22 protein-coding genes and 3 pseudogenes are annotated in these 24827 nt (G+C 55.0%); 19 read left to right on the top strand and 6 right to left on the bottom strand.

Annotated features, from left to right (window positions below):
• The first annotated feature begins 115 nt into the window (after positions 1-115).
• The 18 genes and pseudogenes from KZ772_RS03695 to KZ772_RS03610 all read left to right on the top strand — a co-directional run bounded on the left by KZ772_RS03695 (position 116) and on the right by KZ772_RS03610 (position 19845).
• Positions 116-2014 (top strand): tetratricopeptide repeat-containing sulfotransferase family protein, encoded by a 1899-nt coding sequence (locus tag KZ772_RS03695; RefSeq protein ID WP_290538511.1) that lies wholly within the window; start codon positions 116-118, stop codon positions 2012-2014.
• A 169-nt stretch (positions 2015-2183) separates the two neighbouring features.
• Complete coding sequence (locus KZ772_RS03690) at positions 2184-2993, top strand: C39 family peptidase (RefSeq protein ID WP_290538510.1); 810 nt, start codon at positions 2184-2186, stop codon at positions 2991-2993.
• Between the two features lie 45 nt (positions 2994-3038).
• On the top strand, positions 3039-4055 hold the full coding sequence (locus tag KZ772_RS03685; protein ID WP_290538509.1) for a transporter: 1017 nt from the start codon (positions 3039-3041) through the stop codon (positions 4053-4055).
• A gap of 30 nt (positions 4056-4085) precedes the next feature.
• A complete protein-coding gene (locus KZ772_RS03680) occupies positions 4086-5753 on the top strand; it encodes an outer membrane protein transport protein (protein ID WP_290538508.1) in 1668 nt (555 codons plus the stop codon).
• 142 nt (positions 5754-5895) lie between these two features.
• Complete coding sequence (locus KZ772_RS03675; RefSeq protein WP_290538507.1) at positions 5896-6723, top strand: hypothetical protein; 828 nt, start codon at positions 5896-5898, stop codon at positions 6721-6723.
• Between the two features lie 44 nt (positions 6724-6767).
• The gene (locus KZ772_RS03670) at positions 6768-8723 is read left to right on the top strand and encodes a hypothetical protein (RefSeq protein WP_290538506.1); all 1956 of its coding nucleotides are present in this window, start codon (positions 6768-6770) and stop codon (positions 8721-8723) included.
• Positions 8724-8814: 91 nt separating this feature from the next.
• Positions 8815-9510 carry a GntR family transcriptional regulator gene (locus tag KZ772_RS03665; RefSeq protein ID WP_103916900.1) on the top strand — a complete coding sequence of 232 codons (696 nt, stop codon included), beginning with the start codon at positions 8815-8817 and terminating at the stop codon, positions 9508-9510.
• 72 nt (positions 9511-9582) lie between these two features.
• The gene (prpB, locus tag KZ772_RS03660) at positions 9583-10470 is read left to right on the top strand and encodes a methylisocitrate lyase (protein ID WP_290538505.1); all 888 of its coding nucleotides are present in this window, start codon (positions 9583-9585) and stop codon (positions 10468-10470) included.
• Between the two features lie 123 nt (positions 10471-10593).
• A complete protein-coding gene (gene prpC, locus KZ772_RS03655; protein WP_290538504.1) occupies positions 10594-11724 on the top strand; it encodes a 2-methylcitrate synthase in 1131 nt (376 codons plus the stop codon).
• Between the two features lie 118 nt (positions 11725-11842).
• Positions 11843-13544, top strand: a pseudogene (locus tag KZ772_RS03650) (aconitase family protein).
• 240 nt (positions 13545-13784) lie between these two features.
• Complete coding sequence (locus KZ772_RS03645; RefSeq protein WP_290538503.1) at positions 13785-14147, top strand: endonuclease domain-containing protein; 363 nt, start codon at positions 13785-13787, stop codon at positions 14145-14147.
• A 135-nt stretch (positions 14148-14282) separates the two neighbouring features.
• Positions 14283-15461, top strand: coding sequence for a 2-methylaconitate cis-trans isomerase PrpF (prpF, locus tag KZ772_RS03640; RefSeq protein WP_290538502.1), 1179 nt, complete (start codon positions 14283-14285; stop codon positions 15459-15461).
• Between the two features lie 401 nt (positions 15462-15862).
• Positions 15863-16252: a nucleotidyltransferase domain-containing protein gene (locus tag KZ772_RS03635; protein WP_290538501.1), complete on the top strand. Its 390-nt coding sequence runs from the start codon at positions 15863-15865 to the stop codon at positions 16250-16252.
• Positions 16240-16656, top strand: a complete 417-nt coding sequence (locus KZ772_RS03630; protein WP_290538500.1) for a DUF86 domain-containing protein — start codon at positions 16240-16242, stop codon at positions 16654-16656. Before KZ772_RS03635 ends, KZ772_RS03630 begins: the two co-directional genes overlap by 13 nt.
• 128 nt (positions 16657-16784) lie before the next feature.
• Positions 16785-17231, top strand: a pseudogene (locus KZ772_RS03625) (PrpF domain-containing protein); the annotation flags it as partial.
• Between the two features lie 73 nt (positions 17232-17304).
• Positions 17305-18789 (top strand): bifunctional 2-methylcitrate dehydratase/aconitate hydratase, encoded by a 1485-nt coding sequence (locus tag KZ772_RS03620; RefSeq protein ID WP_290538499.1) that lies wholly within the window; start codon positions 17305-17307, stop codon positions 18787-18789.
• 181 nt (positions 18790-18970) lie between these two features.
• Positions 18971-19132, top strand: a complete 162-nt coding sequence (locus tag KZ772_RS03615) for a hypothetical protein (RefSeq protein WP_290538498.1) — start codon at positions 18971-18973, stop codon at positions 19130-19132.
• Positions 19129-19845 (top strand): nucleotidyl transferase AbiEii/AbiGii toxin family protein, encoded by a 717-nt coding sequence (locus tag KZ772_RS03610; protein ID WP_290538497.1) that lies wholly within the window; start codon positions 19129-19131, stop codon positions 19843-19845. Before KZ772_RS03615 ends, KZ772_RS03610 begins: the two co-directional genes overlap by 4 nt.
• An 804-nt stretch (positions 19846-20649) precedes the next feature.
• On the opposite strand, the gene KZ772_RS03605 is transcribed toward KZ772_RS03610, so the two are convergent.
• Positions 20650-20793 carry a hypothetical protein gene (locus KZ772_RS03605; RefSeq protein ID WP_290538496.1) on the bottom strand — a complete coding sequence of 48 codons (144 nt, stop codon included), beginning with the start codon at positions 20791-20793 and terminating at the stop codon, positions 20650-20652.
• Positions 20794-21102: 309 nt separating this feature from the next.
• Between KZ772_RS03605 and KZ772_RS03600 the strand changes: the two genes are divergently transcribed.
• The gene (locus KZ772_RS03600; RefSeq protein ID WP_290538495.1) at positions 21103-21642 is read left to right on the top strand and encodes a hypothetical protein; all 540 of its coding nucleotides are present in this window, start codon (positions 21103-21105) and stop codon (positions 21640-21642) included.
• A 520-nt stretch (positions 21643-22162) separates the two neighbouring features.
• On the opposite strand, the gene KZ772_RS03595 is transcribed toward KZ772_RS03600, so the two are convergent.
• The 5 genes and pseudogenes from KZ772_RS03595 to KZ772_RS03575 form a co-directional block, all read right to left on the bottom strand.
• Positions 22163-22366, bottom strand: a complete 204-nt coding sequence (locus KZ772_RS03595) for a type II toxin-antitoxin system VapB family antitoxin (protein WP_290538494.1) — start codon at positions 22364-22366, stop codon at positions 22163-22165.
• 31 nt (positions 22367-22397) lie between these two features.
• Positions 22398-22517 carry an addiction module toxin RelE gene (locus KZ772_RS03590; RefSeq protein ID WP_290538493.1) on the bottom strand — a complete coding sequence of 40 codons (120 nt, stop codon included), beginning with the start codon at positions 22515-22517 and terminating at the stop codon, positions 22398-22400.
• Positions 22496-22678 carry a type II toxin-antitoxin system RelE/ParE family toxin gene (locus KZ772_RS03585; protein ID WP_290539527.1) on the bottom strand — a complete coding sequence of 61 codons (183 nt, stop codon included), beginning with the start codon at positions 22676-22678 and terminating at the stop codon, positions 22496-22498. The genes KZ772_RS03590 and KZ772_RS03585 overlap by 22 nt, the downstream gene beginning before the upstream one ends.
• A 172-nt stretch (positions 22679-22850) precedes the next feature.
• Positions 22851-23783, bottom strand: coding sequence for an IS5 family transposase (locus KZ772_RS03580; protein WP_290539514.1), 933 nt, complete (start codon positions 23781-23783; stop codon positions 22851-22853).
• 328 nt (positions 23784-24111) lie between these two features.
• Positions 24112-24349 (bottom strand): annotated as a pseudogene (locus KZ772_RS03575) (transposase); the annotation flags it as partial.
• Positions 24350-24827: the final 478 nt, after the last annotated feature.

The raw sequence follows: 24827 nt of genomic DNA, 5'->3' as shown, positions 1-24827 counted from the left end.
ATTTTGAAACAAGAAAACCCGGCCAAGGCCGGGTTTTCTTGTTCTAAGACATCGGTTTTTTTGGCAGAATTCGTATTGTTGAATGTCTATTCCAATCTTGCTTTTCAGGTGAATCTTGAGCATTGACACTATAACTAAAAAAGCCCTGCATGCCATGCAGGCTGGCAATTACCGTAAAGCAATGAAGTGGGTTGTTGAGGCCCAAAAAATAGCGAATCCATTGCCGGTGGCACTTTATGAAGTGTCTGCGCAGGCTAGTTTGGCTCTCGGGGATCTGAGCACGGCAACGAACAGCATCAAAGGCGCAATTAATGTCGGCGGGGCAACGCTGCAACGGGTCATGTTCTATGGCGATTTACTGTTGCGTTCGGGGCAACTACAAGTTGCCGCCGATGTGTTTCAGCAAGTTATCCGGGAGCAAGATGCGTACCCATTGGCCTGGAAAGGGCTTGCTCATTGCCTTTTTCAAGCTGGAGATTGGGGGCGTGCACAGGCGGCCTATGCAGCAGTGTTGGAGAGGGACCCAAAGGATATTGAGGCCAAGACTTACATTGCGAATTGTATTCTGAAAACCGATGCGGCTGCCAAGGCTGGCGTATTACTTGAAGAGGTCATTAGGGATAACCCCGATTATCCTCAGGCAGGGGTCTGGTATGGTGAGGCTCTGCGTCGTAGTGGCAGAGTTGAAGACGCCATTCCTTTATTTCAGAAATGGAGCTCCAATGAGGAGGTAGGCGAGTTAGCCAAACGTTTATTGTTAGCCTCCTGGATATCGATTGAAGATTACAGTGAAGTGGAGAGTGTCCTTGAGCCTTTGCTGGAACGTTACCCTCATGACCCGGAGCTGCTGACGCTGCATGCCCGTTGGTTGGCCGTGGAGGGGCGTCGTGAAGAGGCTATTGGCACGCTTAAAAGCGTTCTGGAAAAAGAGCCAAATTATTTCACTGCATGGTCGCCTTTGCTTGATGCAATCAAAGAGCCGCTTGATTCTGCATTTGAAAAACGGCTGTTTTCCGCTTGTGATAAAGCCGAAAAAACAGCGGATAAGCGTGATGCTGCGGGAATGTATTTTGCGGTCGCTCGTCAATATCAATTGGCAGGGGAGCTGCAAAAAGAAATGCTTGCGCTGGAGAAGGGCAACGCGACTATGGCGGAATTAGCTCCAATGGATTCCAGTCGCCATGCGGCCAATGTAAAGCGAGTCAGGGAAGCCTACCCTGCTAAAAAGATAGAAGCGGTTGGCGTTGCAAATAATGATGACTTTTCAGGATTCTCTCCCGTTTTTATTCTTTCTCTGCCTCGTTCTGGGAGTACTTTGCTGGAGCAGGCTCTTTCTCGCCACCCGATGGCTGCCGGTGCAGGGGAGGCGAACTTCGCCAGCGATGCCTGGAGGCAGTTGACCGGAAGCTGGAGCCTGACAGATTACCCGGAGAATCATGAGTCGATCTCGACTGAACAATTGAAGAAATTCAGGGAGGCCTATCTGCAAGCGGTATCTCGCTCCGGGATAGCTCCAAATAAAGTGATGATCCATAAAGGGATTAACAATCACAAAATTGCTGGGTTGCTGGCTGCTGCTTTTCCCAAAGCCAGGTTTATTGAGTTAAATCGTGCGCCGCTTGATGTGGCTTATGGCTGTTATAAGCAAAATTTTGAGTTTCAGCACTTTAGCTTTACGGTTGATGGAATAGCATCCGAAATTTCATTGTATCGCGATGATATGAGCTGGTGGCATCAGGTGCTTTCCGGCAGGCTTAATGTGACAACGTATGAAACGTTGGTTGAGAATTTTGAAGAGGAGTTGCGGCGATTGCTGGCATGGCTTGAGCTACCTTGGGATGATGCCTGTCTTGACTTCGGTAGGGTCAGCAGAGTGGGTACTGCCAGTATGAATCAGGTCAGAGAAGGGGTTTTTACAACCGCAGTTGGGAAGTACGATAAATACGGCGAGTTGTTCAATCCATTTGTGAAAGCCCTGGAGCAGAGGGGTGTGAATGTACGGTCTGTCCCTTGAATCGGGGCTGTGTCCCTGATTCTGATTAGGGTTTGTCGATGGGAATGCCATATTTCTGTCGATCTCGGTGTCACCTGTCAGAATAGGTGGTTGCCTGCCTAATGGGACATGGTTAACATGACTGGCCATGTTTGAAACAAACAATAACAATAACGGCGGATAACTTGCCATGCTGACGTCCATGCTGGGTGTAGCGCTGATCTACTTTGCTGCCAACGAATCCGTAGTGATCGAGCCCCCTGAAAAAGGGGTGGTCTATTACGAGCATCCCACTGGTGATGGGCCGCTGCGTGAGCGTGGCCTGCCTGTTAAGCCTGTTTCTGAATTCCGTTATCACAATGTCACCCGCCAGGCGTATGACTATTCCTGTGGCTCCGCTGCCTTAACCACCGTACTGAATCAGTATCTTGGACGCCAGTTCCAGGAGCGTCAGATTATGGAGGGCCTTCTGCGTTTTGGTGAAACCGAGAAGATTGTGGAGCGACGAGGCTTTTCACTGCTTGATATGAAACGATTGGCCACCGCCTTGGGGCATCCAAGCGGCGGGTTTCGGGCGGAGATGAAAGACATCAAGAGCTTGGACCACCCTGCAATCGTGCCTATCGCTTATGGTGGTTTCAAGCATTTCGTGGTGCTCAAGAAGTATCAGGATGGGCACATTTATGTGGCTGACCCGGCCTTGGGGAATATCAGTTTCACGGAATCCAAATTCCTGGAAATCTGGGATCAGAATGTACTTTTTATCGTATTTCCCAACGGTTTTGAGCCCCAGGATGGCCTGGAATTGACAGATTATGATCTTCGTCTTCTGGATGAGCGAACCATTAACAGGCTGGCTTTCCAGCAGTTTCCCGTATTTACCAATACCATTGAAAACTGGGCGGATAAGGCCAGTACGCTTCGCCGGGTGCTGATTGAGGAAGAAGATGGCACAGAGCGTGTGATCAATGTGCCGACCCGTACCTATTTCAGAAAATAAGAGCCTGCAGTGGCAAATAACAAACAGAATAAAGGAAGGCTTTGCATGAACATGAAGTCTGGAAAGATTGCAGCGATCGCTGCACTCCTGCTTGCCCAGCCCTTTGCCTGGGCGGCCGATAGCGTAGAAGAAGCACGCGATGCCCTGCAGACCAAGGAAGATGACGTTACCGAGGAAAAAAACCTGGAAGAGGTATTCCAGGCCGCCGAAAAGCAATATTCGTTGCTGCCTAGCGGGCAGATGTCGCTAAATTTCGCCGCAAACTATAGTTACTACCGCGATGACCGTATCGATATTGCCCTGGATGAAGATAGTGGTAGCATCAGTCGATTCCGTATTGAGCAGGATGCTCAGCATTCTTTTGGCTCATCTTTGTCGTTTGATTACGGTATTTGGAACAACCTGACCTTCAATACGCGTCTGCCTGTCTCTTATAAATACGATACTGAAAAGGATGTGTCCCAAGCGGCATTGGGGGATGTGTCCTTTGGCCTGCGTTATCAGCCTTTCCCGGTGCGCCCCGGTGCAATGAATACCACGCTTTACACCACGCTTAGCACGCCAACAGGTGACAGCCCCTATGACATTAATGTCAATAGCGAGGTGTCCAGTGGTTCAGGGTTTTACTCCCTCGGCGGTGGCGTCAGCATGAGCAAGGTTGTCGATCCTGTTGTCCTCTATGGTTCCCTAGGCTATTCCATGGCCTTTGATGTGACCGGACTCAATCAGCGCCGTGGCTCGGCGATTCTGGAAGAAGTGAACCCCGGCGATAGCATCAACTTTTCCATGGGCCTGGCCTATTCCTTGTCTTATGAAGTTTCAATCAGCGCTAGCTACCAGCAGTCTTATAACTTCGATACGGAGTTTCAGTTTAGTGACGGCCGGGTAGCCAGTTCTGAGGATTCCACATCCAGCGTTGTTAACACTTCCGTCGGACTGCGTTCTTCCAAGAATCGTATTATTAACCTGAGTTTCGGCTTCGGTCTGACTGAAGACTCTCCCGACGTGCTGCTTGGGCTGTCCATGCCGATTGATTTCAGTGGCCTGAAACCCGGTGCCTAAGCCGATTTTAGCAGTTGTGAGAGGCATGCCATGAAGAATAATAACAAGGCTTTGGGCTGGATCCCGGCAGTTTTGCTGGGTTGTCTGTTTGCCACGAGTGCCCCGGCACAGTTAGCTAATAATCTGGCAATTGATGTGCGTGCCATGAGCATGGGTCATGCGGTGACAGCGGATCCGCCTGGCATTATGGCAATTCATTTCAATCCCGCCGGATTGGCCAAGCTAGATGGTCGCAGGATGGATCTGCAGTTTCTCGGTGCTGATTTCAGTCTTGAGTCGGAGTTTTCTGCGCCTCCGGGGTATAACGTTTTCGGCTTTTCGGATGATCCCGTTGTCTGTAACGATGCTCCCAATGATGGTGTGGATTTCTGTCGGGATTTCAAAACAGCGACCAGTACGATTGAGGGTATTTCCCTCTATGTTCCTTTTATCAATGACACGGTAGATCTGCCACCCGGGCCTCTTATCGCAGGTCCACTGCCAGCCTTTTCAATCCGTCCTGCTGGCTCCAAATTCACTTTTGGTACGGCTACCTATTTGCCTATGGCTGCCGGTTTTTATCGGGATGAAGATGACGTAGGTAACTTCATGGGTGAGCGCGTAGCGTTGGAGCGAATTACTTATCTTTCCCCTTCAGTGGGCTACCGGGTAAATGATGAGCTATCGATCGGTGCCTCCATCGGCATGAGCTTCCAGGCAGTGGCCCTGGAACAGGATTTTCGTGCCCCCAATGAGCTGCTGGGGTTTGCGCGGGTGCTGGATGAAAGTATTTGTGCGCCTTTCAAAGGTGAATCCAATATTGCTCTGGATCTGATTCTTTTTGGTGTCTGTCGCCCGGAGGAGGGCTTGGGTCCATTCAAGAACTTGGCATCACTGGATGTGGCCATGGATCAGCGTTTTAGTCCTTCTTACAATCTTGGGGTGCTATGGGAGCCCCATGAACGTTTTGCATGGGGGGCCGTGTGGCGCTCTCCGGCCAAGACCCATATGCGGGGGGACTACAAAATAAGTTATAGCAATGCGACCCAGGAAACGATCAACGGCATTGGTGGCTCACCAACCGGTGCGATTGCCCTGGCTGTCTTGGGTATACCCTCCAGAATCGGGGCAGAAGAGGTGGGCCGCGTGAGTATGGATCTGACCATGCCCGCGACTTTCCAGACTGGTATCAAAGTGCGGCCCACGGAAAGATTGCAATTCAATGTGGATGCAGTCTGGGCCGATTACAAGGAGTGGGATTCCTTCGACTTTACCTTTGATCGCAGTTCTGCGGTACTCAGTCTGGCGCGCCTGTTTTCGCCGGGTTCCACCTCGACACGGTTAAGCTACCCACTGAATTTTCAGTCCACCTGGAATCTGGCATTTGGCGCTTCCTATGACCTGACTGGGCGTATCCAGCTTCGAGCCGGCTACGAGCCGCGAGCATCAGCGATTCCGGAAGACCGCCGCAGCCCGATGGTGCCGATCAATGAGGCGAAGTATTACAGTCTTGGTCTTGGCTATAAATGGGACAAGGAGACCGATATCGACCTGGGCATCGCCCAGCTGCGCAGCAAGGATGAAATTCCTGCCAACACCAGCTGTGCCGCTAACTGCACGGGTATCGACAATGTGGTGTATAACCCCTATGCCGGTCTGGATATCAAGACCGAAGCGACGGTAACGATTCTGGGGCTGGCATTCAGAACTCGCTTCTAATGCCTTCCTGGCCATGTAGGAGCTTGCTTGCAAGCGAACCAGGCCCAAACGCATAGCGAGAATTCGCCTGCAAGCAGGCTCCTACAGGAAAATGATGGGAATAGTGGTTACGGGGAACGCAAAGACAATGCAGGCCAATCGCATGAAGCAACTGCTGCATAAAAATGCATTGTTGGTATTGATTCCCTTCTTTCTGGCCGCCTGCCAAGGTCGGCCGGGGCAGGGTGAACTGTATGTCTATACGGATGCTCAGGGCAATCTGGTCAGTATAGAGAGACCTGCTGAGAAAAAAACGGCTGAACCGGGTCGCAAGGCTGAAAATCTGTCGCGGAATGAGTCATTAGAGGGTTATCGCCCCAGCGAAGAGATAGATCAGGAACTGGAAGCCAAAGAGCGGGACCGCTTTATCACTTATGTGGACGAGAGTGGTCAACTGGTCAGTCGCCCATTGGATATGGTGGCCGAGAAAGACGCTCAGAGCAGCGCTGAACCGGATTATGCTGAGATATCCGGCGGCGAGTTCCTGGAAACCTACCGGACAATACGGCAGGATTGCTGCCTGCATTTGCTGGAGGAAGCTGTCGAGCTTGCCCGGGGGGCGGAGATGCTGATCACCTTTGACCAGGGTAGCCCGGTCATGCTTGGTGACGAGCCGCTCAAGGCAATGGCGCTGAAACTGGCGAAAGATGTAAGTACCCTTGACCTGAAGGCTTTTATTCGCAAGCAGAACTATGTGGCGGCACAGCTATTGTGGCTGGATGAAGAAGGGCGACCGGTCCTGCTGATTGACCAGCCGTTCAGCCGAAAGTATCCGGAAACCTGGTACCGCTACGGCTACCTGCAGGGAACTCTGCCGCGTGAACCTGGTCAACGTCACTTGGTGGTTTTCCTGCCTTACCTACAAGAACAGCCGAGCACCGATGGGCTGCAGGCAGTATTGAAAGGCGAATTGCTGCTGTCCGCCCAATGAATTCAGCCGGGTAGAGCCCGGCTTGCGATTATAGGTAACGAATTATGCGACACCTTACATTAATGGCTTTTGCCGCCCTGGCGCTGGCTGGCTGTAATGGCGGCGAAGACTTTTCTGATGCTACGGTTCCCGGTTGCCCGCTAGGTGCGAATTGCGACCTGAACCCCCGAGGTGAGGTCCTGGTCGAGTTGCAGGGTCCCCGGGTTGCCAATCTGGGCTACAGCTGTGGCAATTCTACCGGCTACACCCGGGCAGAAGAGGTGACGCTTGGTAATGTTGTTGTTCCTCCGTTTCATGCGCTGTGTCCGGCAAATTCCGGCAGTATCGAATTTTATATTGGCAGTGGGCTTTTTGAAGGTAACAACGCCAGCCTTGGCCGTTACCTTCTGCCCCAGCAGCTTCGTAAGGGCACCTACCAAGTCACTTTGGCCGATTTGAGTCTCGCTAACACGATAACATCCCCTCGTCGTGTGGCGCTCAAAGCAGACAGTATGGATGCGACCAGCTCTGTGCTTAACAGGTCTGCTCTGTTGCATGCGTTGAATGAAATGGGGAACGATCCTGACCAGGCAATTATCATTCCTGGTAATCCGGCAGAAAAGGCGGATGCAGGTGATCCAAATACCATTCTTGATGCTCAACCGGATCTTGCTCCGGATAGTGGCTTTGCAGGAACCGATTACGAGGCTTTCAAGGCCGCATGGCAGGGATTCATTGATCGTGTGAATACAGAGAGCCCAACTGACGGGTTTGATACTGATACGACAAATTATCAGACGCGCTTGGAGCTTGGTAATGATCGCTCACGAGCGGGCCTCTATGCGTTTGAAATAGCAGGTGAATGCATCATTCTAGAGGGGTGTGAGTTCGGTGGAGAAGCGGGCTCCACGGTGTCTTTTACTCTCAACGCCTTGGTTCTCCCTGATGGTGGCATTCTGGGTGGCGGCACCGGAGTCAGGGCATCTAATGATCAGAATCAGATACTGGATTACCTGGGTTTTGATTCAAATGCAGGGCTTTCTGATCTGCTTGAGCTTCAGAATCAACAGGATGAAAGCTTGGCCGTAGATCTTCTAAGTCGTGATATCGGCGATGCCCCGGCGGACAATACACAAGGGAAAATTAGCGGCCGGTTTCTTGGCTCCAGCCTTTACGCCGGGGTGGAAATTGATGGGAGAAGTGACTTCAAGCTGGATTTCCCCGGCAGCGCAACAGCGCTCGACCCGAATGATAAGGGGGAAATCAATGGTAAGTTATTGAATGAGGCCCTGGATCCCGAATCCCCGCTACCTTTCCGGGCCACGAAAACGGGCTTTGTTCAGGCGCTCCCTGATAGTGCTATTGTTTCGGACCTGGCAGGCACCTATACCATTCGGTTAATGCGCGCTTGTGTGGATGATGATCTTGGCAATGATGATGCTAATTGCTCTGATATTGTTGATCCCACTCCGGACACCCCCGATGTGAATGAAGAGATCAGCGATTCAGGGGGAAATTACCCTCAAATAATCGGTGGTGAAATTATCACCAGAGAGCGTTTTCGTCTGGATGAAAATAGTGTTGATGAATTCTGCCTGGTGATCTCCAGCGAAGGCCAGGTATCAACAGGGGTCGCCGGCGCTTGTGATACGACTTATACCGTCGGTTTTGTCACCCGGACTTTCAGTGACCCCAAAAGTGCGAATGTATCGCTGCGGCTTGCCCCGGGCCTGGATGTGGCTGCCGATATTCCCCACTTCAATGCAACGATAGAGGGGCGGATTGACTTGGCGGCAGGAGGTTGTGCTCCCATGTATCGTCTCTCCGATGAGAACTTCGAAATCGGCTTGCGTGCCCGTTGGGTTGAGGATTCCTATTTGCCACGGCTTCTTCTGGCGGAGCTCGGCGAAGATCGCACGGCCGCAGAAGATCGCCGTGTGGCGTCTCTGGTGAGTGGGGCGGTGCAGTTCTTTGAGGGCGCACCGGGTGATTCCTGTGACCCCATGGCACCAGCTCCCTGAGTCAAGTTGTCAACAATGCCCCTTGAAACATCCTGTTTAGGGGCGTAAAGTCCAGCCCGGTTGTTCAGATTGTCAACAATCGGGCTGTTTTATGTCTGTTGCTTCCCCGGGCTCCTTGCCTGAAAACACACGCACACTGGCAGATCGGGTTTTCGCCCGGCTTCAGGACGATATTGTGCGCGGGGAGATCCTGCCCGGTTCCAAGGTCAGCGAAACCGAGCTGGCTAGCCGCTACGGCGTCAGCCGTGGCCCCCTTCGTGAAGCTATCCGCCGTCTGGAATCCCGCAAGCTGCTTGAGAGAGTGGTACATGTGGGTACCCGGGTGGCCTCCCTTAGCGTCAACGATCTGATTGAAATCTACCATGTACGCGAAGCCCTGGAAGGCATGGCCGCCAGGCTTGCCGCCGAGCATATGACTGCCGAGGAAGTGCGCGGCCTTTATGATGTGCTGGCCCAGCATGAGCAGCAGCAGGACCTTCGCGAAGATGTGGCTTATTTTCAGCGCGAAGGGGATCTGGATTTTCACTATCGCATTATCCAGGGCAGCCACAATGCCACGCTCAGCCAGTTGCTGATCGGGGAGCTCTACCACCTGGTGCGTATGTACCGCTATCAGTTCAGCACCGTGGCCAACCGACCCCAGAAAGCTCTCAATGAACACCGCCGAATCGTAGAAGCCATCGAAGCCCGGGATGCCGAGATGGCCGAGCTGTTAATGCGTCGCCATATCAGCAGTGCGCGCAAAAATATCGAAAACCAGTACACCACACCGGCTAATACCCCGTAGGAGCCATGCTCGCATGGCGAACATAGTTCGCTTGGAAACAAGCTCCCAGGGCTCATAACGAGGAGATTTACCATGAGCAAACTCACCGCCGGCGGTCGTTTCCGCAAGGCACTGGCCGAAGAAAAACCGTTGCAAGTGATGGGCACCATCAACGCCTATGCGGCAATGATGGCAGAACAGACCGGCTACCGGGCTATCTACCTGTCAGGCGGTGGTGTGGCAAATGCCAGCTACGGCTTGCCGGACCTGGGCATGACCAGCATGAATGATGTGCTGGAAGACGTGCGTCGAATCTCCAGCGCCGTGGAAACCCCGTTGCTGGTGGATATCGATACCGGCTGGGGTGGGGCGTTCAATATCTCCCGTACCGTGAAAGAAATGATCAAGGCCGGTGCCGGCGCGGTGCACCTGGAAGACCAGGTTGCCCAGAAGCGCTGCGGCCACCGCCCGAACAAGGAAATTGTCTCTCAGGAAGAAATGGTCGACCGGGTCAAGGCCGCCGTTGACGGCAAGACCGATGATGATTTTTTCATCATCGCCCGTACTGACGCGTTCCAGAAGGATGGCCTGGAAGCGGCCATCGAGCGCTCCAGAGCCTGCATCGAGGCCGGTGCCGATGGCATCTTCGCCGAAGCAGTACACACGCTGGAAGATTACAAGGCCTTCAAGGAAGGTCTGGGCGACGTTCCCTTGCTGGCGAATATCACCGAATTCGGCGCTACGCCGCTGTTTACCCGCGAGGAGCTGGCTGAGGCTGGCGCGGACATGATTCTGTATCCACTGAGTGCTTTCCGTGCCATGAATCAGGCAGCACTGAAGGTGTACCAGAGTATCCGCGAGCAGGGCCACCAGAAGGACGTGGTAGACATCATGCAGACACGTATGGAACTGTACGATTTCCTGAATTACCACGATTACGAGCAGAAGCTCGACGCGCTCTTTGCCAAGGGCAAGGGCTGATTTCGCTGCCACCTAAACCGTAGGAGCTTGCCTGCAAGCGATCCATATTCTGGTGAAGGATGGGAAATCGCCTGCAGCCAGGCTTCTATGGGATAAACAAACAGATTCATAAGGAGATAAACAATGGCAGAAGGCAAAAAAGTAGGCGGCGCAGGTCTGCGTGGCCAGGTAGCAGGCAAAACCGCTCTCTCCACCGTTGGCAAGAGCGGCTCCGGCCTGACCTACCGTGGTTATGATGTGAAAGATCTGGCCGAGAACTGTGAGTTCGAGGAAGTGGCACACCTGATCCTGAAAGGCGAATTGCCCACCCAGGACCAACTGGCTACCTACAAGGCCAAGCTGAAAAGCCTGCGCGGCCTGCCCGATGCGCTGAAAACCGTCCTCGAGCAGATTCCCAAGGACGCCCATCCCATGGACGTGATGCGTACCGGCTGCTCCATGCTGGGCAACCTGGAAACGGAAACCGATTTCAGCCAACAGGAAGATGCCACCGATCGTCTGCTGGCCGCTTTCCCCGGAATCATCTGTTACTGGTACCGCTTTAGTCACGATGGCGTGAAGATCGATCCGGAAACCGATGACGACTCCATCGGCGCTCACTTCCTGCACCTGCTGCGTGGCGAAAAGCCCAACGAGCTGCACGAGCGGGTGATGAACGTGTCCCTGATCCTCTATGCAGAGCACGAGTTCAACGCCTCCACCTTTACCGCCCGTGTTTGTGCCTCCACCCTGAGTGATCTGCACAGCTGCATCACCGGTGCCATTGGCTCTCTGCGTGGTCCGCTGCATGGCGGCGCCAACGAAGCGGCCATGGACATGATCGAGAAATTCTCTGATCCGGATAACGCCGAAAAAGAAATGCTGGGCATGCTGGAGCGCAAGGAAAAGATCATGGGCTTCGGCCACGCGATCTACACCGAATCTGATCCGCGCAACGCCATCATCAAGCACTGGTCCGAAAAGCTGGCCAATGATGTGGGCGATACTGTGCTGTACCCGGTATCCGTGCGTTGTGAAGAAGTCATGTGGCGCGAAAAGAAGTTGTTCTGTAACGCCGATTTCTTCCATGCGTCTGCGTACCACTTCATGGGCATTCCCACCAAGCTGTTCACACCGATCTTCGTGATGAGCCGCCTGACTGGCTGGGCCGCCCACGTGTTCGAGCAGCGTGCCGATAACCGCATCATCCGTCCGAGTGCCGAGTACACCGGTCCGGAACTGCGCAAGGTAACGCCAATCGCCGAGCGTGGCTAAAGGCTTCGTCATGCGAGCATGACTTCCCACAGACGACTACGCCTGTGGGAAGCGATGCTCGCATCGCGAAAGCGCACTCCTTAAACCCAGGATTCCCCCTGAACAAGAGTCCCAGGCTATGAACACCGAATACCGCAAACCCCTTCCCGGCACCGAGCTGGAGTATTTCGACACCCGTGCGGCCGTCGATGCGATCCAGCCTGGGGCCTATGACAAACTGCCGTACACCTCACGTATTCTTGCCGAGCAGCTGGTACGCCGCTGCGCGCCGGAAGCGCTGACTGATTCGCTCAAGCAGCTGATTGAGCGCAAGCGTGATCTGGATTTCCCCTGGTATCCGGCCCGGGTGGTCTGCCATGACATCCTTGGCCAGACCGCACTGGTGGACCTGGCCGGGCTGCGGGATACCATTGCCGAGCAGGGTGGTGACCCCTCTAAAGTCAACCCGGTGGTGCCCACCCAGCTGATCGTGGATCACTCCCTGGCCGTTGAGCACCCGGGCTTTGAAGAGAACGCCTTCGAGAAAAACCGGGCGGTGGAAGAGCGCCGCAACGAAGACCGTTTCCACTTCATCAACTGGACCAAGACCGCCTTTGATAACGTGGATGTGATCCCGCCGGGCAACGGCATCATGCACCAGATCAATCTGGAGAAGATGTCTCCTGTGGTACAGGTCCGTGATGGTGTCGCCTATCCGGATACCTGTGTCGGCACCGACAGTCACACCCCCATGGTGGATGCGCTCGGCGTGATCTCCGTGGGCGTGGGCGGCCTGGAAGCCGAGAACGTGATGCTGGGCAACCCGTCCATGATGCGTCTGCCCGACATTGTCGGCGTGGAGCTCACCGGCAAACTGCGTCCCGGCATTAATGGTACTGACCTGGTACTGGCGATCACTGAATTCCTGCGTCGCGAGCGTGTCGTTGGTGCCTACCTGGAATTCTTTGGTGAAGGCGCCGACAGCCTGTCCGTGGGCGACCGCGCCACCATTGCCAATATGACGCCCGAGTATGGCGCCACCGCGGGCATGTTCTTCATCGACGACAACACCCTGGAATACCTGAAGCTAACCGGCCGCGAAGACAAGCAGGTGGCGCTGGTGGAAAACCTACGCCAAGTACTGGGAAGGCACCATGGCTGAGGCCCGTGCACCTGTGTCGCCGTCCAATGCGATCCTGCTGGACAGTGCCGCTGGTGCCTATCTGGACAAGATGGGCTTGCCGGAGGAGGACTTTAACTCCTACGCGACGCACCGTGGTGATCACCTGACCGCCCAGCGCGCCACCCTGGCCAACCCGAAACTGTTCAACGAAATGGTCAAGGACGAGCAGGGCAACGTGATCCAGGGTTCCCTGGCCCGGGTTGAGCCGGAAGGCGAAGTGAAGCGTATGTGGGAAGCCATCGAAACCTACATGGACCGCAAGCAGCCGCTGATCATCATCGCCGGCGCTGACTACGGCCAGGGCTCGTCCCGTGACTGGGCGGCCAAAGGCGTGGCACTGGCAGGGGTTGAAGCCATTGTTGCCGAAGGTTTCGAGCGCATCCACCGTACCAACCTCATCGGTATGGGCGTCATGCCTCTGCAGTTTGAGGAAGGCACCACCCGCAAGACGCTGGGCCTGGATGGCACCGAGATCTTCGACGTGGAAGGTGAGCGCGCGCCCGGATCCACCATGACCCTGGTCATCCACCGTCAGAATGGCGATGTGGAACGCGTCCCGGTTAAGTGTCGCCTTGATACCGCCGAGGAAGTCTCCGTGTATTCCGCCGGTGGCATCCTGCAGAAGTTCGCCAAGGATTTCATGGCGGAAGCGAGCTAAAACCGCCCCCTCTCCCCCGGCCCCTCCCCCGCGAGGGGGGAGGGGAGCTTTCTTTCCCGAAGTTTGGGATAAACTGCTAGCGTTGCAGTTACCCCAAAGCCTATCTAAAAGGTCCCCTCTCCCCTTGCGGGAACGGAGCTTGCGGAGTAACGCACGCAGTGCGGCCCGTAGGGCGAGCGAAGCGAGTAAGGGACAGGGAGAGGGGGGCGCTACAAAGCACAAAACGAAAGGAGGCCGGTAATGGACTACCGCCACCATTTCGCAAAGGACTTGCGAACCAACATGACAGACGCTGAGCGACTGTTATGGAAACACCTGAGGGCCCACCGGCTGAGCGGCCAGAAATTCCGCCGGCAACAACCGTTAGGGCCTTATATAGCAGATTTCGTGCACTTCAATTCACGGCTGATCGTTGAAGCAGATGGCGGTCAGCACAATGAAAGTGAAACCGACAAACAGCGTGATGCCTGGTTGAAAGAACAAGGTTTTCAGGTGTTGCGTTTCTGGAACAACGAGATTTTGCAGAATACGGAAGCGGTACTGGAGGTGATTTTCAGTGCCCTTGATCCCTCTCTGACAAAGGGAGAGGGGCTGAATAGATAGGCAGGGTAGCAACTGCGAGGTCCGCAGGTCACCCCAAACTCCGGAAAAGAAAGCGCCCCTCTCGCCTTGCGGGAGAGGGGGCGGGGGGAGAGGGGTACGCTACGAAGCACAAAGCCAACAGAACAGGAAAGCCCCATGCCCCATGCACCCCAAATAAAAGTCCCCGCCACCTACATGCGCGGCGGCACCAGCAAAGGCGTTTTCTTCAGCCTCACCGATCTGCCGGAAGTGGCCCAGGTGCCCGGCGAGGCCCGTGACAAACTGCTGCTGCGCGTCATCGGCAGCCCGGACCCCTACGGCAAGCACACCGACGGTATGGGCGGCGCCACCTCCAGCACCAGCAAGACGGTGATTCTGTCCAAAAGTGACAGCGCCGATCACGACGTGGATTACCTGTTCGGTCAGGTTTCCATCGACAAGCCCTTCATCGACTGGAGCGGCAACTGCGGCAACCTGACCGCGGCGGTAGGAGCCTTTGCCATCAACAATGGCCTGGTCGCAGCCGACCGGATTCCCGAGAACGGCATTGCCGTGGTGCGCATCTGGCAGGTGAATATCCAGAAAACCATCATTGCCCACGTACCGATCACCAACGGTGACGTCCAGGAAACCGGTGATTTCGAGCTGGACGGGGTGACCTTCCCGGCCGCAGAGGTGCAGGTAGACTTCATGGATCCGGCAGATGGCGACGGCGCCATGTTCCCCACCGGCAATGTGGTCGACGAGCTTGAAGTCCCCGGCGTTGGCACCTTTCCGGCGACCATGATCAATGCCGGTATTCCTACGGTTTTCGTGAACGCAGAAGATATCGGTTACACAGGTACAGAGCTGCAGGGCGACATCAACGAAAACAAGGAGGCGCTGCAGAGGTTCGAGACCATTCGTGCCTATGGCGCCGTGCGCATGGGCCTGATCGAGAACATCGAAGAAGCGGAAGCCCGTCAGCACACCCCCAAAATTGCCTTTGTGGCAAAACCCAAGGCTTACACCGCATCCAGTGGCAAGCAAATTGGAGAAGGGGAGGTGGACCTGCTGGTCCGGGCCCTGTCCATGGGCAAGCTGCATCATGCCATGATGGGCACCGCCGCCGTGGCCATTGCCAGCGCCTCGGCAGTGCCGGGTACCCTGGTTAACCTGGCCGCCGGTGGCGGCGAGCGGGACAGCGTCACCTTCGGCCACCCCTCTGGCACCCTGCGCGTCGGCGCAGGAGCCCAGCAAGTGAACGGCCAGTGGACCGCCACCAAGGCCAGCATGAGCCGCAGCGCCCGCGTGCTGATGGAAGGCTGGGTACGTGTCCCCGGCGACTGCTTCTGAGTTGATTTTTGTAAAAACAGAGCCTGTTAGGAGCGCTCCACTGTAGGAGGTTGCTTGCAGGCGAATTCTTTCGCTTTGAGGCTAACGGCGAGTTTGGCCTGTAAGCAGCTTCCTACGGTGGGGGCAGGTTTTGTAGGAGCCCATGCTTGCATGGCGAACCGAGCGTTAGCGAGGCTGGGTTTACAAATTGCCCGAGCAGAGAAGGTTTTTCAGAACGGCACCAGATAATACCGGGCGTTGTTCCTTGCCAGGCCAACATGTGCTCCCACAAAAGCACTAACTCACCGGCAAGGCCTTCCTCTCGGGCTAACGAATCAAAAGCGGCCAGTGAAGCGAAAACCTTATTGCTACCTTCGTATTCTGCTAACATCATGGATGTCGCAAACCCCAGCGGAGCGAGCATGGCTACCACCCTTGAACACGTTAGAGACTACCTGGATCACGAATCTGACGTGAGCCTTGCCTATGTCTTTGGCTCCATGGCAAAGGGCAGCGAAAAGTATCAAAGCGACCTTGATGTAGCGATTCAGACGGTCGCGCCTCTCTCCGCGCCCAGGAAAATGGAAATAATTGCCAAATTGGCAAGTATTGCTGGGCGCCCGGTGGATCTTGTCGACGTTAACCAGGCAGGAGAGCCGCTCTTGGGCGAGATTCTCAGGGATGGTAAGCGGCTGAAAGGCTCAGACAGTCAACATGTTGCGCTGATACAGCGCCATATCTATAACAGCGAAGATTTTTTGCCCGCCATTCGCCGTTTGTTGTCCGAGCGGAGACAGCAATGGATATCTTGATTATTGAACGGAAGCTGGAATCCTTACGTCGCTGTATAAAGCGTGTGGAACTCAAACGTCCGGACACCGCCTCAGTGCTGGAAAATGACCCCGACATTCAGGACATCCTGGTTCTGAATCTCAGTCGCGCCGTGCAGTTATGTGTTGATATCGGTGCGCACTTGTTGGTGGACCATGATGTGCCGCCGCCCAATACCATGGGGGAGACCTTCGATCGTCTCGCTCAGCTGGAAATCATCACTTCATTGTTGTCCGAGAAGCTGAAGAAATCTGTCGGTTTTCGGAATATGGCAGTCCATAATTACGATGTTCTTGACTGGAACATCGTATTCGCTATCGCCAAGCATCACCTTGATGATTTTACGGGTTTTGCTGCTGCGACCATGGCTATTATTGAAACTTGACCTGAACGTGATTACGTCCCCATCCTGAAAGCCTCCACCAGCGTAGAAGAGGCTTGATCATGTCTACCAACGTCGATAGCAACGAACGCCCGGATTACGACCCGGAAATCCAGGCCATTGCCGACTATGTGCTGGACTACATTCGTGCCTATGGCGCCGTGCGCATGGGCCTGATCGAGAACATCGAAGAAGCGGAAGCCCGTCAGCACACCCCCAAAATTGCCTTTGTGGCAAAACCGAAGGCCTACACCGCTTCCAGTGGCAAGGACATTGGGGAAGGTGAGGTGGACCTGCTGGTGCGGGCCCTGTCCATGGGCAAACTGCACCACGCCATGATGGGCACCGCCGCCGTGGCCATTGCCAGTGCCTCGGCAGTGCCGGGCACCCTGGTTAACCTTGCCGCCGGTGGCGGCGAACGTGACAGTGTAACCTTTGGCCACCCCTCCGGCACCCTGCGCGTCGGTGCCGGCGCCCAGCAAGTGAACGGCCAGTGGACTGCCACCAAGGCCAGCATGAGCCGCAGCGCACGGGTGCTGATGGAAGGCTGGGTACGGGTCCCCGGCGACTGTTTCTGACGCTGGTTTGTGTGTGGGAGATGATGCTTGCTTGCATCAAGAAAGGGTTTGCCAGGGAATAAGAGGCTTGATCATGTCTACCAACGTCGATAGCAACGAACGCCCGGATTACGACCCGGAAATCCAGGCCATTGCCGACTATGTGCTGGACTACCGTATCGACTCGGAAGAAGCCTGGGACACCGCGCGCCACTGCCTGATGGATACCCTGGGGTGTGGGCTGTTGGCACTGCGGTTTCCCGAGTGCACCAAACACCTTGGGCCGCTGGTGGAGGGCACCCTGGTCCCACATGCTGCCCGGGTTCCCGGCACCCTGCACCGCCTTGACCCGGTCAAAGCCGCCTGGGACATCGGCTGCATTGTTCGCTGGCTGGACTATAACGACACCTGGCTGGCGGCAGAGTGGGGGCACCCATCGGATAATCTGGGCGCGATCCTGGCGGTGGCAGATCACCTTTCCCAGAAGCGAGTGGCGCAGGGTAGGGCACCGCTGACCATGAAAGACGTGCTCGATGCCATGATCCGCGCCCACGAAATACAGGGCGTACTGGCGCTGGAGAATTCATTCAACAGGGTAGGGCTTGATCATGTGGTGCTGGTGAAAGTGGCGTCCACGGCCGTGGCGGCAAAAATGATGGGCGCCAATCGCGAACAGCTGCTTTCCGCCATTTCCCATGCCTGGGTTGATGGCCAGTCATTGCGTACCTATCGCCATGCCCCCAACGCAGGCTCACGAAAATCCTGGGCCGCTGGCGACGCCACCAGCCGGGCCGTGCGGCTGGCCGATATCGCGCTGAGAGGGGAAATGGGCATCCCCAGTGCGCTGACCGCAAAGCAGTGGGGCTTCTACGATGTGCTGTTTTCCAAGACCAACAAGGACCAGCAGATAAAACCCGACGCGGAGCGTAAATTCCGCTTTCAGCGAAACTATGGCTCCTACGTCATGGAGAACATTCTCTTCAAACTGAGCTTCCCGGCAGAGTTCCATGCCCAGACCGCCTGTGAAGCGGCGGTCACTCTGCATCCTCAAGTGAAGGATCACCTGGACCAGATCGACAGCATCGAACTCACCACCCACGATTCCGCCATTCGCATCATTTCCAAACAGGGTGCGCTGGCCAATCCGGCTGACCGGGACCACTGCCTGCAATACATGGTTGCCGTACCGCTGATATTCGGTGAGCTCACTGCCGAGCACTACGAGGATGACTTCCACAAAAACCACCCCCTTATCGACACCCTGCGCGATAAGATGAAGGTGCAGGAAGACAAGCAGTATTCAGCGGATTACCACGACCCGGAGAAACGCTCCATCGCCAATGCCATCCAGATATTCTTCAAGGATGGCACCCACACGGACAAGGTGGCCGTAGAGTATCCCATCGGTCACCGTCGCCGCAGGGAAGAGGGCATCCCGGTTCTGGAAAGCAAATTCCGTCAGAACCTGCTGACCTGTTTCCCGTCGGGGAGAGCCGAACGTATCCTCGAGTTGTGCCAGGACCGCGATGAGCTAGAGTCTCAACCAGTCAACGAATTTATGGACATGTTGTCCCATTAACAGCATCTTCGGGTTGTTGTAGGAGCTTGCTTGCAAGCGAACCACCCTGCTAACAAGCCCCAATTGCTCTGCGTACCGTGCTGCTGATAAAGTGAGCAAGTAGTCTTCTGGATAGCTTGGTATGACAAGTATGGCGGAAAATTTGATAGACAGAGAATACTACCCCGAACTGGATCTCATTATGTGGGACCGAGCGGACCGCCTTGTCTCCGAGGAAGCGGCGTTTCATCTCTATGAAACCCGCTGGCGTTATGTGGACCAGAAACGGCTGAAACCGGAAGAGAAGGCCATGATAACTCGTTTGGCAACCAAGTATGGACATGGGGTCATGCTGACAGCATGAAACTGCTCAGGCCACATCATCAAACTATCTGGAGCATCCTCGAAGCCCTGAATGGGCCTTTCCTGATTGAGTACAACATTCTGTTTGGTGGTGGTACGCGAATCGCCATGGAACTTGGCGAATACCGTGAATCCATTGATATTGATTTGTTCTGCGTGGGCAGAGAGTCCTACAAAGCGGCTCGTTCTTCCATTACCCAGAACAGCTTTGGAGACATCTTCCAACCAGGCAAACAACCGGCTCTTTATAAGGGCCGTGAGATTCGTGCTGATCGGGATGCCATACGGAGCATTATCGATGGGAGCGGCCGTCCAATAAAACTGGAGCTTATCCAGTTCGATGAGCAGGGAATCCTGGCCGATAGCCGTACTTCACTTTTCCCTGTTCCTTTTGTAGCACAGGAAAGCTGTTTTTCTACCAAGCTCCTAGCCAATGCAGATCGGTATCGAAGCAGTAATAAAGATCTGATTGATCTTTGCATGATGCGAAGAGAGTGGGGCGGAATTCCTGACTCCGCCTGGCAAGCTGCGGTGAATCATTATGGAGAGGCCGTTATTTCTCGCTCACTGCGCCAGTCTCTGGAGCTCATTACCTGTAAACCAGAAGAGTCTGTTGAGCGGCTAGTCGATGAAATGCAGATAGAACCTGAGCTCGCCTCTTCTCTGATTAATGACACTGCCAAATCATGGCTGAGAAGATTACAAGGCCATTGATGCCCCTGACTGGTCTGTACTACGGGCTGCCAGCAGCAAAAGTGATCTGAACTCTAGGGAGCCTCTGAATAACTCCTTGCATGCTCAGTCTTTCAGGCTGGCTCGCAATCTATACTCGCAGAGCACAGAGGGCGCGATTTTGAAGGTGTATGTCGATCCATCGGCTCTTCACCTTCAACACGCAACAACGAGTGCGGGCCAGCCTGGAAGACCCGGAGGGCGTGGCCTGAAGGGCACATCTGCTGCGCTTTGTCGCTAGGAAAGGGAACCACCCTGCCCGTCGCGACAAAACACAACAGCTGCACCCTTCAGGCCACGCTGAGTACGCAAGGAGTTATTCAGAGGCTCCCTAGATCCCTTAAACACTCCCGCTCATGACCCCCTTTCCTGTAGGAACGGAGCGTAGCGGAGTAACGCACGTAGTTCCGTGCGGCCCGTAGGGTGAGCGAAGCGAATAACCTTGCTTGCAAGTGAACCGCCCAGCGAATAAGTCAGAACACCTCGTCATCCCGGGGTTATTCGCTGCGCTCACCCCTTCGGGGCCAGACTTCGTCTGTTCTGTTCTGCGCTGGTCGCCCCGGGATCTCCCTCAGCCGCTCGCAACCTTCCCGAAAGGCCCTGCCAACCGGAGGAGATTCCGGGGCAAGCCCGGAATGACGGCTCTATAAGCATGGAAATGTTATTACCCCAAAGCGAGCCGATGCATCGGACGGTGTAACAGCCACCGCAGTGCCTGGATTGCTCCAAAAGCCAACCTCCGGGTAACATGGATGGCATATCAACCACCAAGCCCTTCACATGCGCCTAACCCTTGAACAACAACAAACCATCCGCGATCTCGTCACCGGCAGTCTTGGCGAGGGGGTTGGCGTTCTGGTGTTTGGCTCGCGTCTCGACAACAGTCGGCGTGGTGGAGACCTGGATCTGTTGCTTGAGTGCCCGCAGCATGTGCCTCTGCTTGCCAGGGCTGCACTCAAACTCAGGCTAGAACAAGAGCTTTCCATGCCTGTGGACCTGCTGTTCAGCGAACCCGGCAGACCTGCAACGGATTTTGAATCCATGGCAAGGGGCAAATCTCAGAGGCTAGTGGGCCGCTTGTGAAATTCGGTAACAAAGGAGCGCAGCCAAAGTGTTCAGATCTAGGCGGAAAAGAGCAGGAATAGTGGGCTTATTTCAAACTTTTCCAACGCAGAGCTGGGCGCTTTGGCGACGCGAACTGTTGCCTAATTTTGCAAGCGGCCCACGTAGGGGGCTTGTATGAGTAGTCAACAAATGCTGGATAATGAACGTCGCCACCTGGCAGGTTTGCTGGTGGCTCTACAGCGTTGCGCCTGGTTTCTACACCAATCGGAAGGCAAGATCGACTGGCCATTACACGGCCCCTTTCTTGAAAAGCACCGCAAAGATGTCGACCTGTTTGAAACCCTCGCAGCAATCAATGAGCGTTTCGCCAAACTGCAAGACACCCTGGCAGCTGCCATGCGTCATACGGCTTTGCTGATGAGTGAACCCGCAGACAGCTTCCTCAAGGTGCTGGTCTTTTACGAAAAACTGGGTGTATTGGATTCCGCTGAATTGTGGCAACAAAGCCGAATGGCACGCAATATGGCCGCCCATGATTACGAAACCGACTACGCCATCATCGCCGAACACTTCAATACTCTCCACCAGCTCAGCCCCATGCTTTACTCCACGACTCAACGGTTAATTGTGGAGGTGCAAGCACGGCTGGCTATTTCCCCGGAAAACAGTGATTTCCAACAGGAATTCGATACCTTGTTCCCGACCTCGCTTTAACGGCGCTGCTGATAAATCCGGCTGAGAGCACACACACATCATGCATGCAAGGGTTTGTAGGAGCTTGCCTGCAAGCGACAGGGCTGTCCTGCGAATAGCCCCTTCAGGCGTCATCCCGGGGTTATTCGCTGCGCTCACCCCTTCGGGGCCAGACTTCGTCTGTTCTGCGCTGCGCTGGTCGCCCCGGGACCTCCTTCAACCCACCGTGGCCTCTCCGAATGGCTCTGCCAGCAGAGGGAGATTCCGGATCAAGTCCGGAAAGACGATGTTATGAGTTCGTCAAAATGAGGGAGTCCTGCGTCGCCGCTGAGAGTACACACGTCATGTGCATAAGGGGTTTGTAGGAGCTTGCTTGCAAGCGAACCTCAGTGGTTGGCATGCAACATGCGAGGAGCGGCGCCGGCGGCGCGATTCTGTCCAGACCAAAGCCGCCAATCACGTCATTCCCCAGCAACGAAGAGTGCACGCTACTCCAGCTATTGAGATGTTTTACCTAAACGGAGCCCTTTGATCATAGCAGTCACAAATCATCGCTTCCGCCATGCCGGGGAATATCTCGCATTTCCGGCGCCGCCGCGCCCAATGACGCCAGGCGTTTCGCCGCCTGAACCCGCACGTAAGTCCGCATGGCTTCACGAAACAAATCAGCCTTACCAACACCTGGGTCGGCCATGGCAAGGGCTTGTTGATATAGCTGGTCATCAATAGTCAAAGTGATGCGCATTTGATCTGCCTTGCAGTAACGATGATGCATTTTAGAAAGGCGGCCATTGCCGTGCTGTATGTACGACGCTCAGTATCCGTACCCGTGTACCCTGTACATCATAGACCAGCATATAATGTGGATGCACAATCAGCTCCCTGGTGCCGGACACACGACCGACCCGGCCGCTGTCCGGGTGATCGAGCAGATGAGCAGCGCGCGTGCCGAGAAAAATTCATCAAGTGCTAAAGCGGCAGAAGGGTTATCCGTTTCGATGTATTCATGAATTTCGTCGCGGTTGTCTGTTGCCTTGAGAGTCCAGAACAATTCCATTAGTTGGTATCTTCAAGCCGACGAAGGGTTAGGGAAGGTCTGAATAACTCGCTTTTTTCGCCTTTACGATGATCAACAGGCTTCTGCCATCAAATTCAGGCCACAATTCACTCTTGAGTGTTCATTTTTTCGCCTGATTGCCGCACTTTAGCGGCAATCAGGCGCACTGCCCCTAGGGCAGAAGCACCCGTTTCACCCTCAACAGGTTGTGCAGCCCCGCCAGGAGATAGAGCCGGTTGGTATTTTTCGCCAGACCCCGGTAGCGAACCTTGCTGTAACCGAACATGCCTTTGATCACTCGGAAGGGATGTTCCACTTTGGCACGTACGCTGGCTTTGATGGTTTCGCATTCCAGCGCAACCTTCGACATCGTGGAGCGCTTACCAGGACGCTCAGCGATAAACCAATCCACTTTACGGTTCTTGTGCTCTTCGCGTTTCTCGATACCGCAATAACCCGCGTCTCCCCAGACACGTTTCTCTTTGCCATGCAAAAGCTGGTCTGATGCCGTCAGGTCATGCTCATTCGCGGCGGTAGTGGCAAGACTATGAATCAGACCCACTGTGTCATCGACGCCAATATGACACTTCATGCCAAAATGCCATTGATTGCCTTTTTTGGTCTGATGCATCTCCGGATCACGGGCCTTTTCCTTGTTCTTCGTCGAGCTGGGGGCGTCGATAATCGTCGCATCAACGATGCTGCCTTCCCGAACCATCAGGCCATGTCGTGCCAACTGACGGTTGATCTTCTTGAACAGCTTCTTGCCAAGAGTGTGCTGCTCCAGCAGGTGCCGGAAGTTCAGGATCGTTGTCTCATCAGGAACCCGAGAGAGCCGAATCCCTGCGAAACGGCGCATAGACTCGATCTCATACAAGGCATCTTCCATCGCCGGATCACTCAGGTTGTAGATGATCTGCATGACATGAATGCGCAGCATGCTGGAGAGCGGATACGGCGGCCGGCCAGTGCTACCGGAGGCGTAATAGACCGCAATCGTGGACTCCAGCGCCTTCCAGGGTAGCAACTGATCCAACTTCTCAAGGAACACTTCCCGCCGGGTCTTGCGCTTCTTGTGTTCGTATTCGGCTTCGGCAAAAGTCAGCTGCTCATGGCATTCCCGGAAAGTGGCTGATAGAAAGCCCTGATTATGGCAAAGTCGGGGAGTTTTTCAGAGGTTCCCTAAATAACTCCTTAGCAGAAACCACCGCATGAACATCCAGATGGTTCGGCATATCCTGTCTCTCTACAGTTGCCTGCTTGTAGGCATGCGGCCCGGTTGCTTACAAATCAGTCCCAATTCATCCATTAGTCTGCGCACCTTGAAAAGACCGATTTCCAGCCCCTGCTCACTTGAGCACCCCTTGTATCGTGCGGCTGCCCGCCGAACTCCTGCTTTGCCTGCATAGACGGTGCACCATGGCCTTCAAGGCCAGGCGTTCACAACGGGCCTCCAACTCCTGAATGCGGCGCTGCTCCAGGGTAAGGGCCTTGCCTTTGGGGGGTAACACCTTGGCGTTCCGCCTCAAGCTGCTTAACCCAGCGCCGCAGCGCGCTCTCGACGACACCAAGCGATGCGATGGCCTGGGGAACTGTGTAGCCTTGATCCAGCACCAGGCTGGCGGCTTTCTGCTTGAACTCAGGAGTCAAGGAACGTCGTTTGCTGGTTATCTGACACCTCGCTTAAGGTGGTAACGTTACCACCTACGTTGGTGTCCGGACTCATTAGGCCACTACAAATAAGAATGAAGCAGCCTGGCCCACCTTCGACAAGACCGGCTACGCAGCGGTGGCCAACAGCGGCGGGTGGATAAATGCTCCCTATGCCGCGATCAAGAACGCCCGTGCGACGGTGGATCTGGGGCTGCTTGACGCGCTGAGCGCCCTGGGCGAAGGCGCGAGCCTGGAGAACGTCAACCACAACCCGCTGCCGCCGGACAACTGGCACGGCAGTGCTCTGCTGACGGCCGGAAGGCGTCGCCCGGGGCGCCGGTCTGGAGTTCCACCGCTTCGACGAGCCCCTTACACCGGCGCCCCGGCGCCTTCCGTCAATGCGGCAAGGCCCGACCTTAGGGCCTTCAGGGCCGGGCTTGCAAGCCGGGGGCCGATTTGGTAAAAAGAAAGGTCAGGCAAGTCAATAATAACAAAA

The sequence above is a fragment of the Alcanivorax sp. genome, from assembly GCF_019431375.1.
In the GTDB taxonomy this organism is placed as follows: domain Bacteria; phylum Pseudomonadota; class Gammaproteobacteria; order Pseudomonadales; family Alcanivoracaceae; genus Alcanivorax; species Alcanivorax jadensis_A.
Note: the sequence above shows the minus strand (reverse complement) of the source record. Positions and strands in the feature narration are given on the sequence as shown.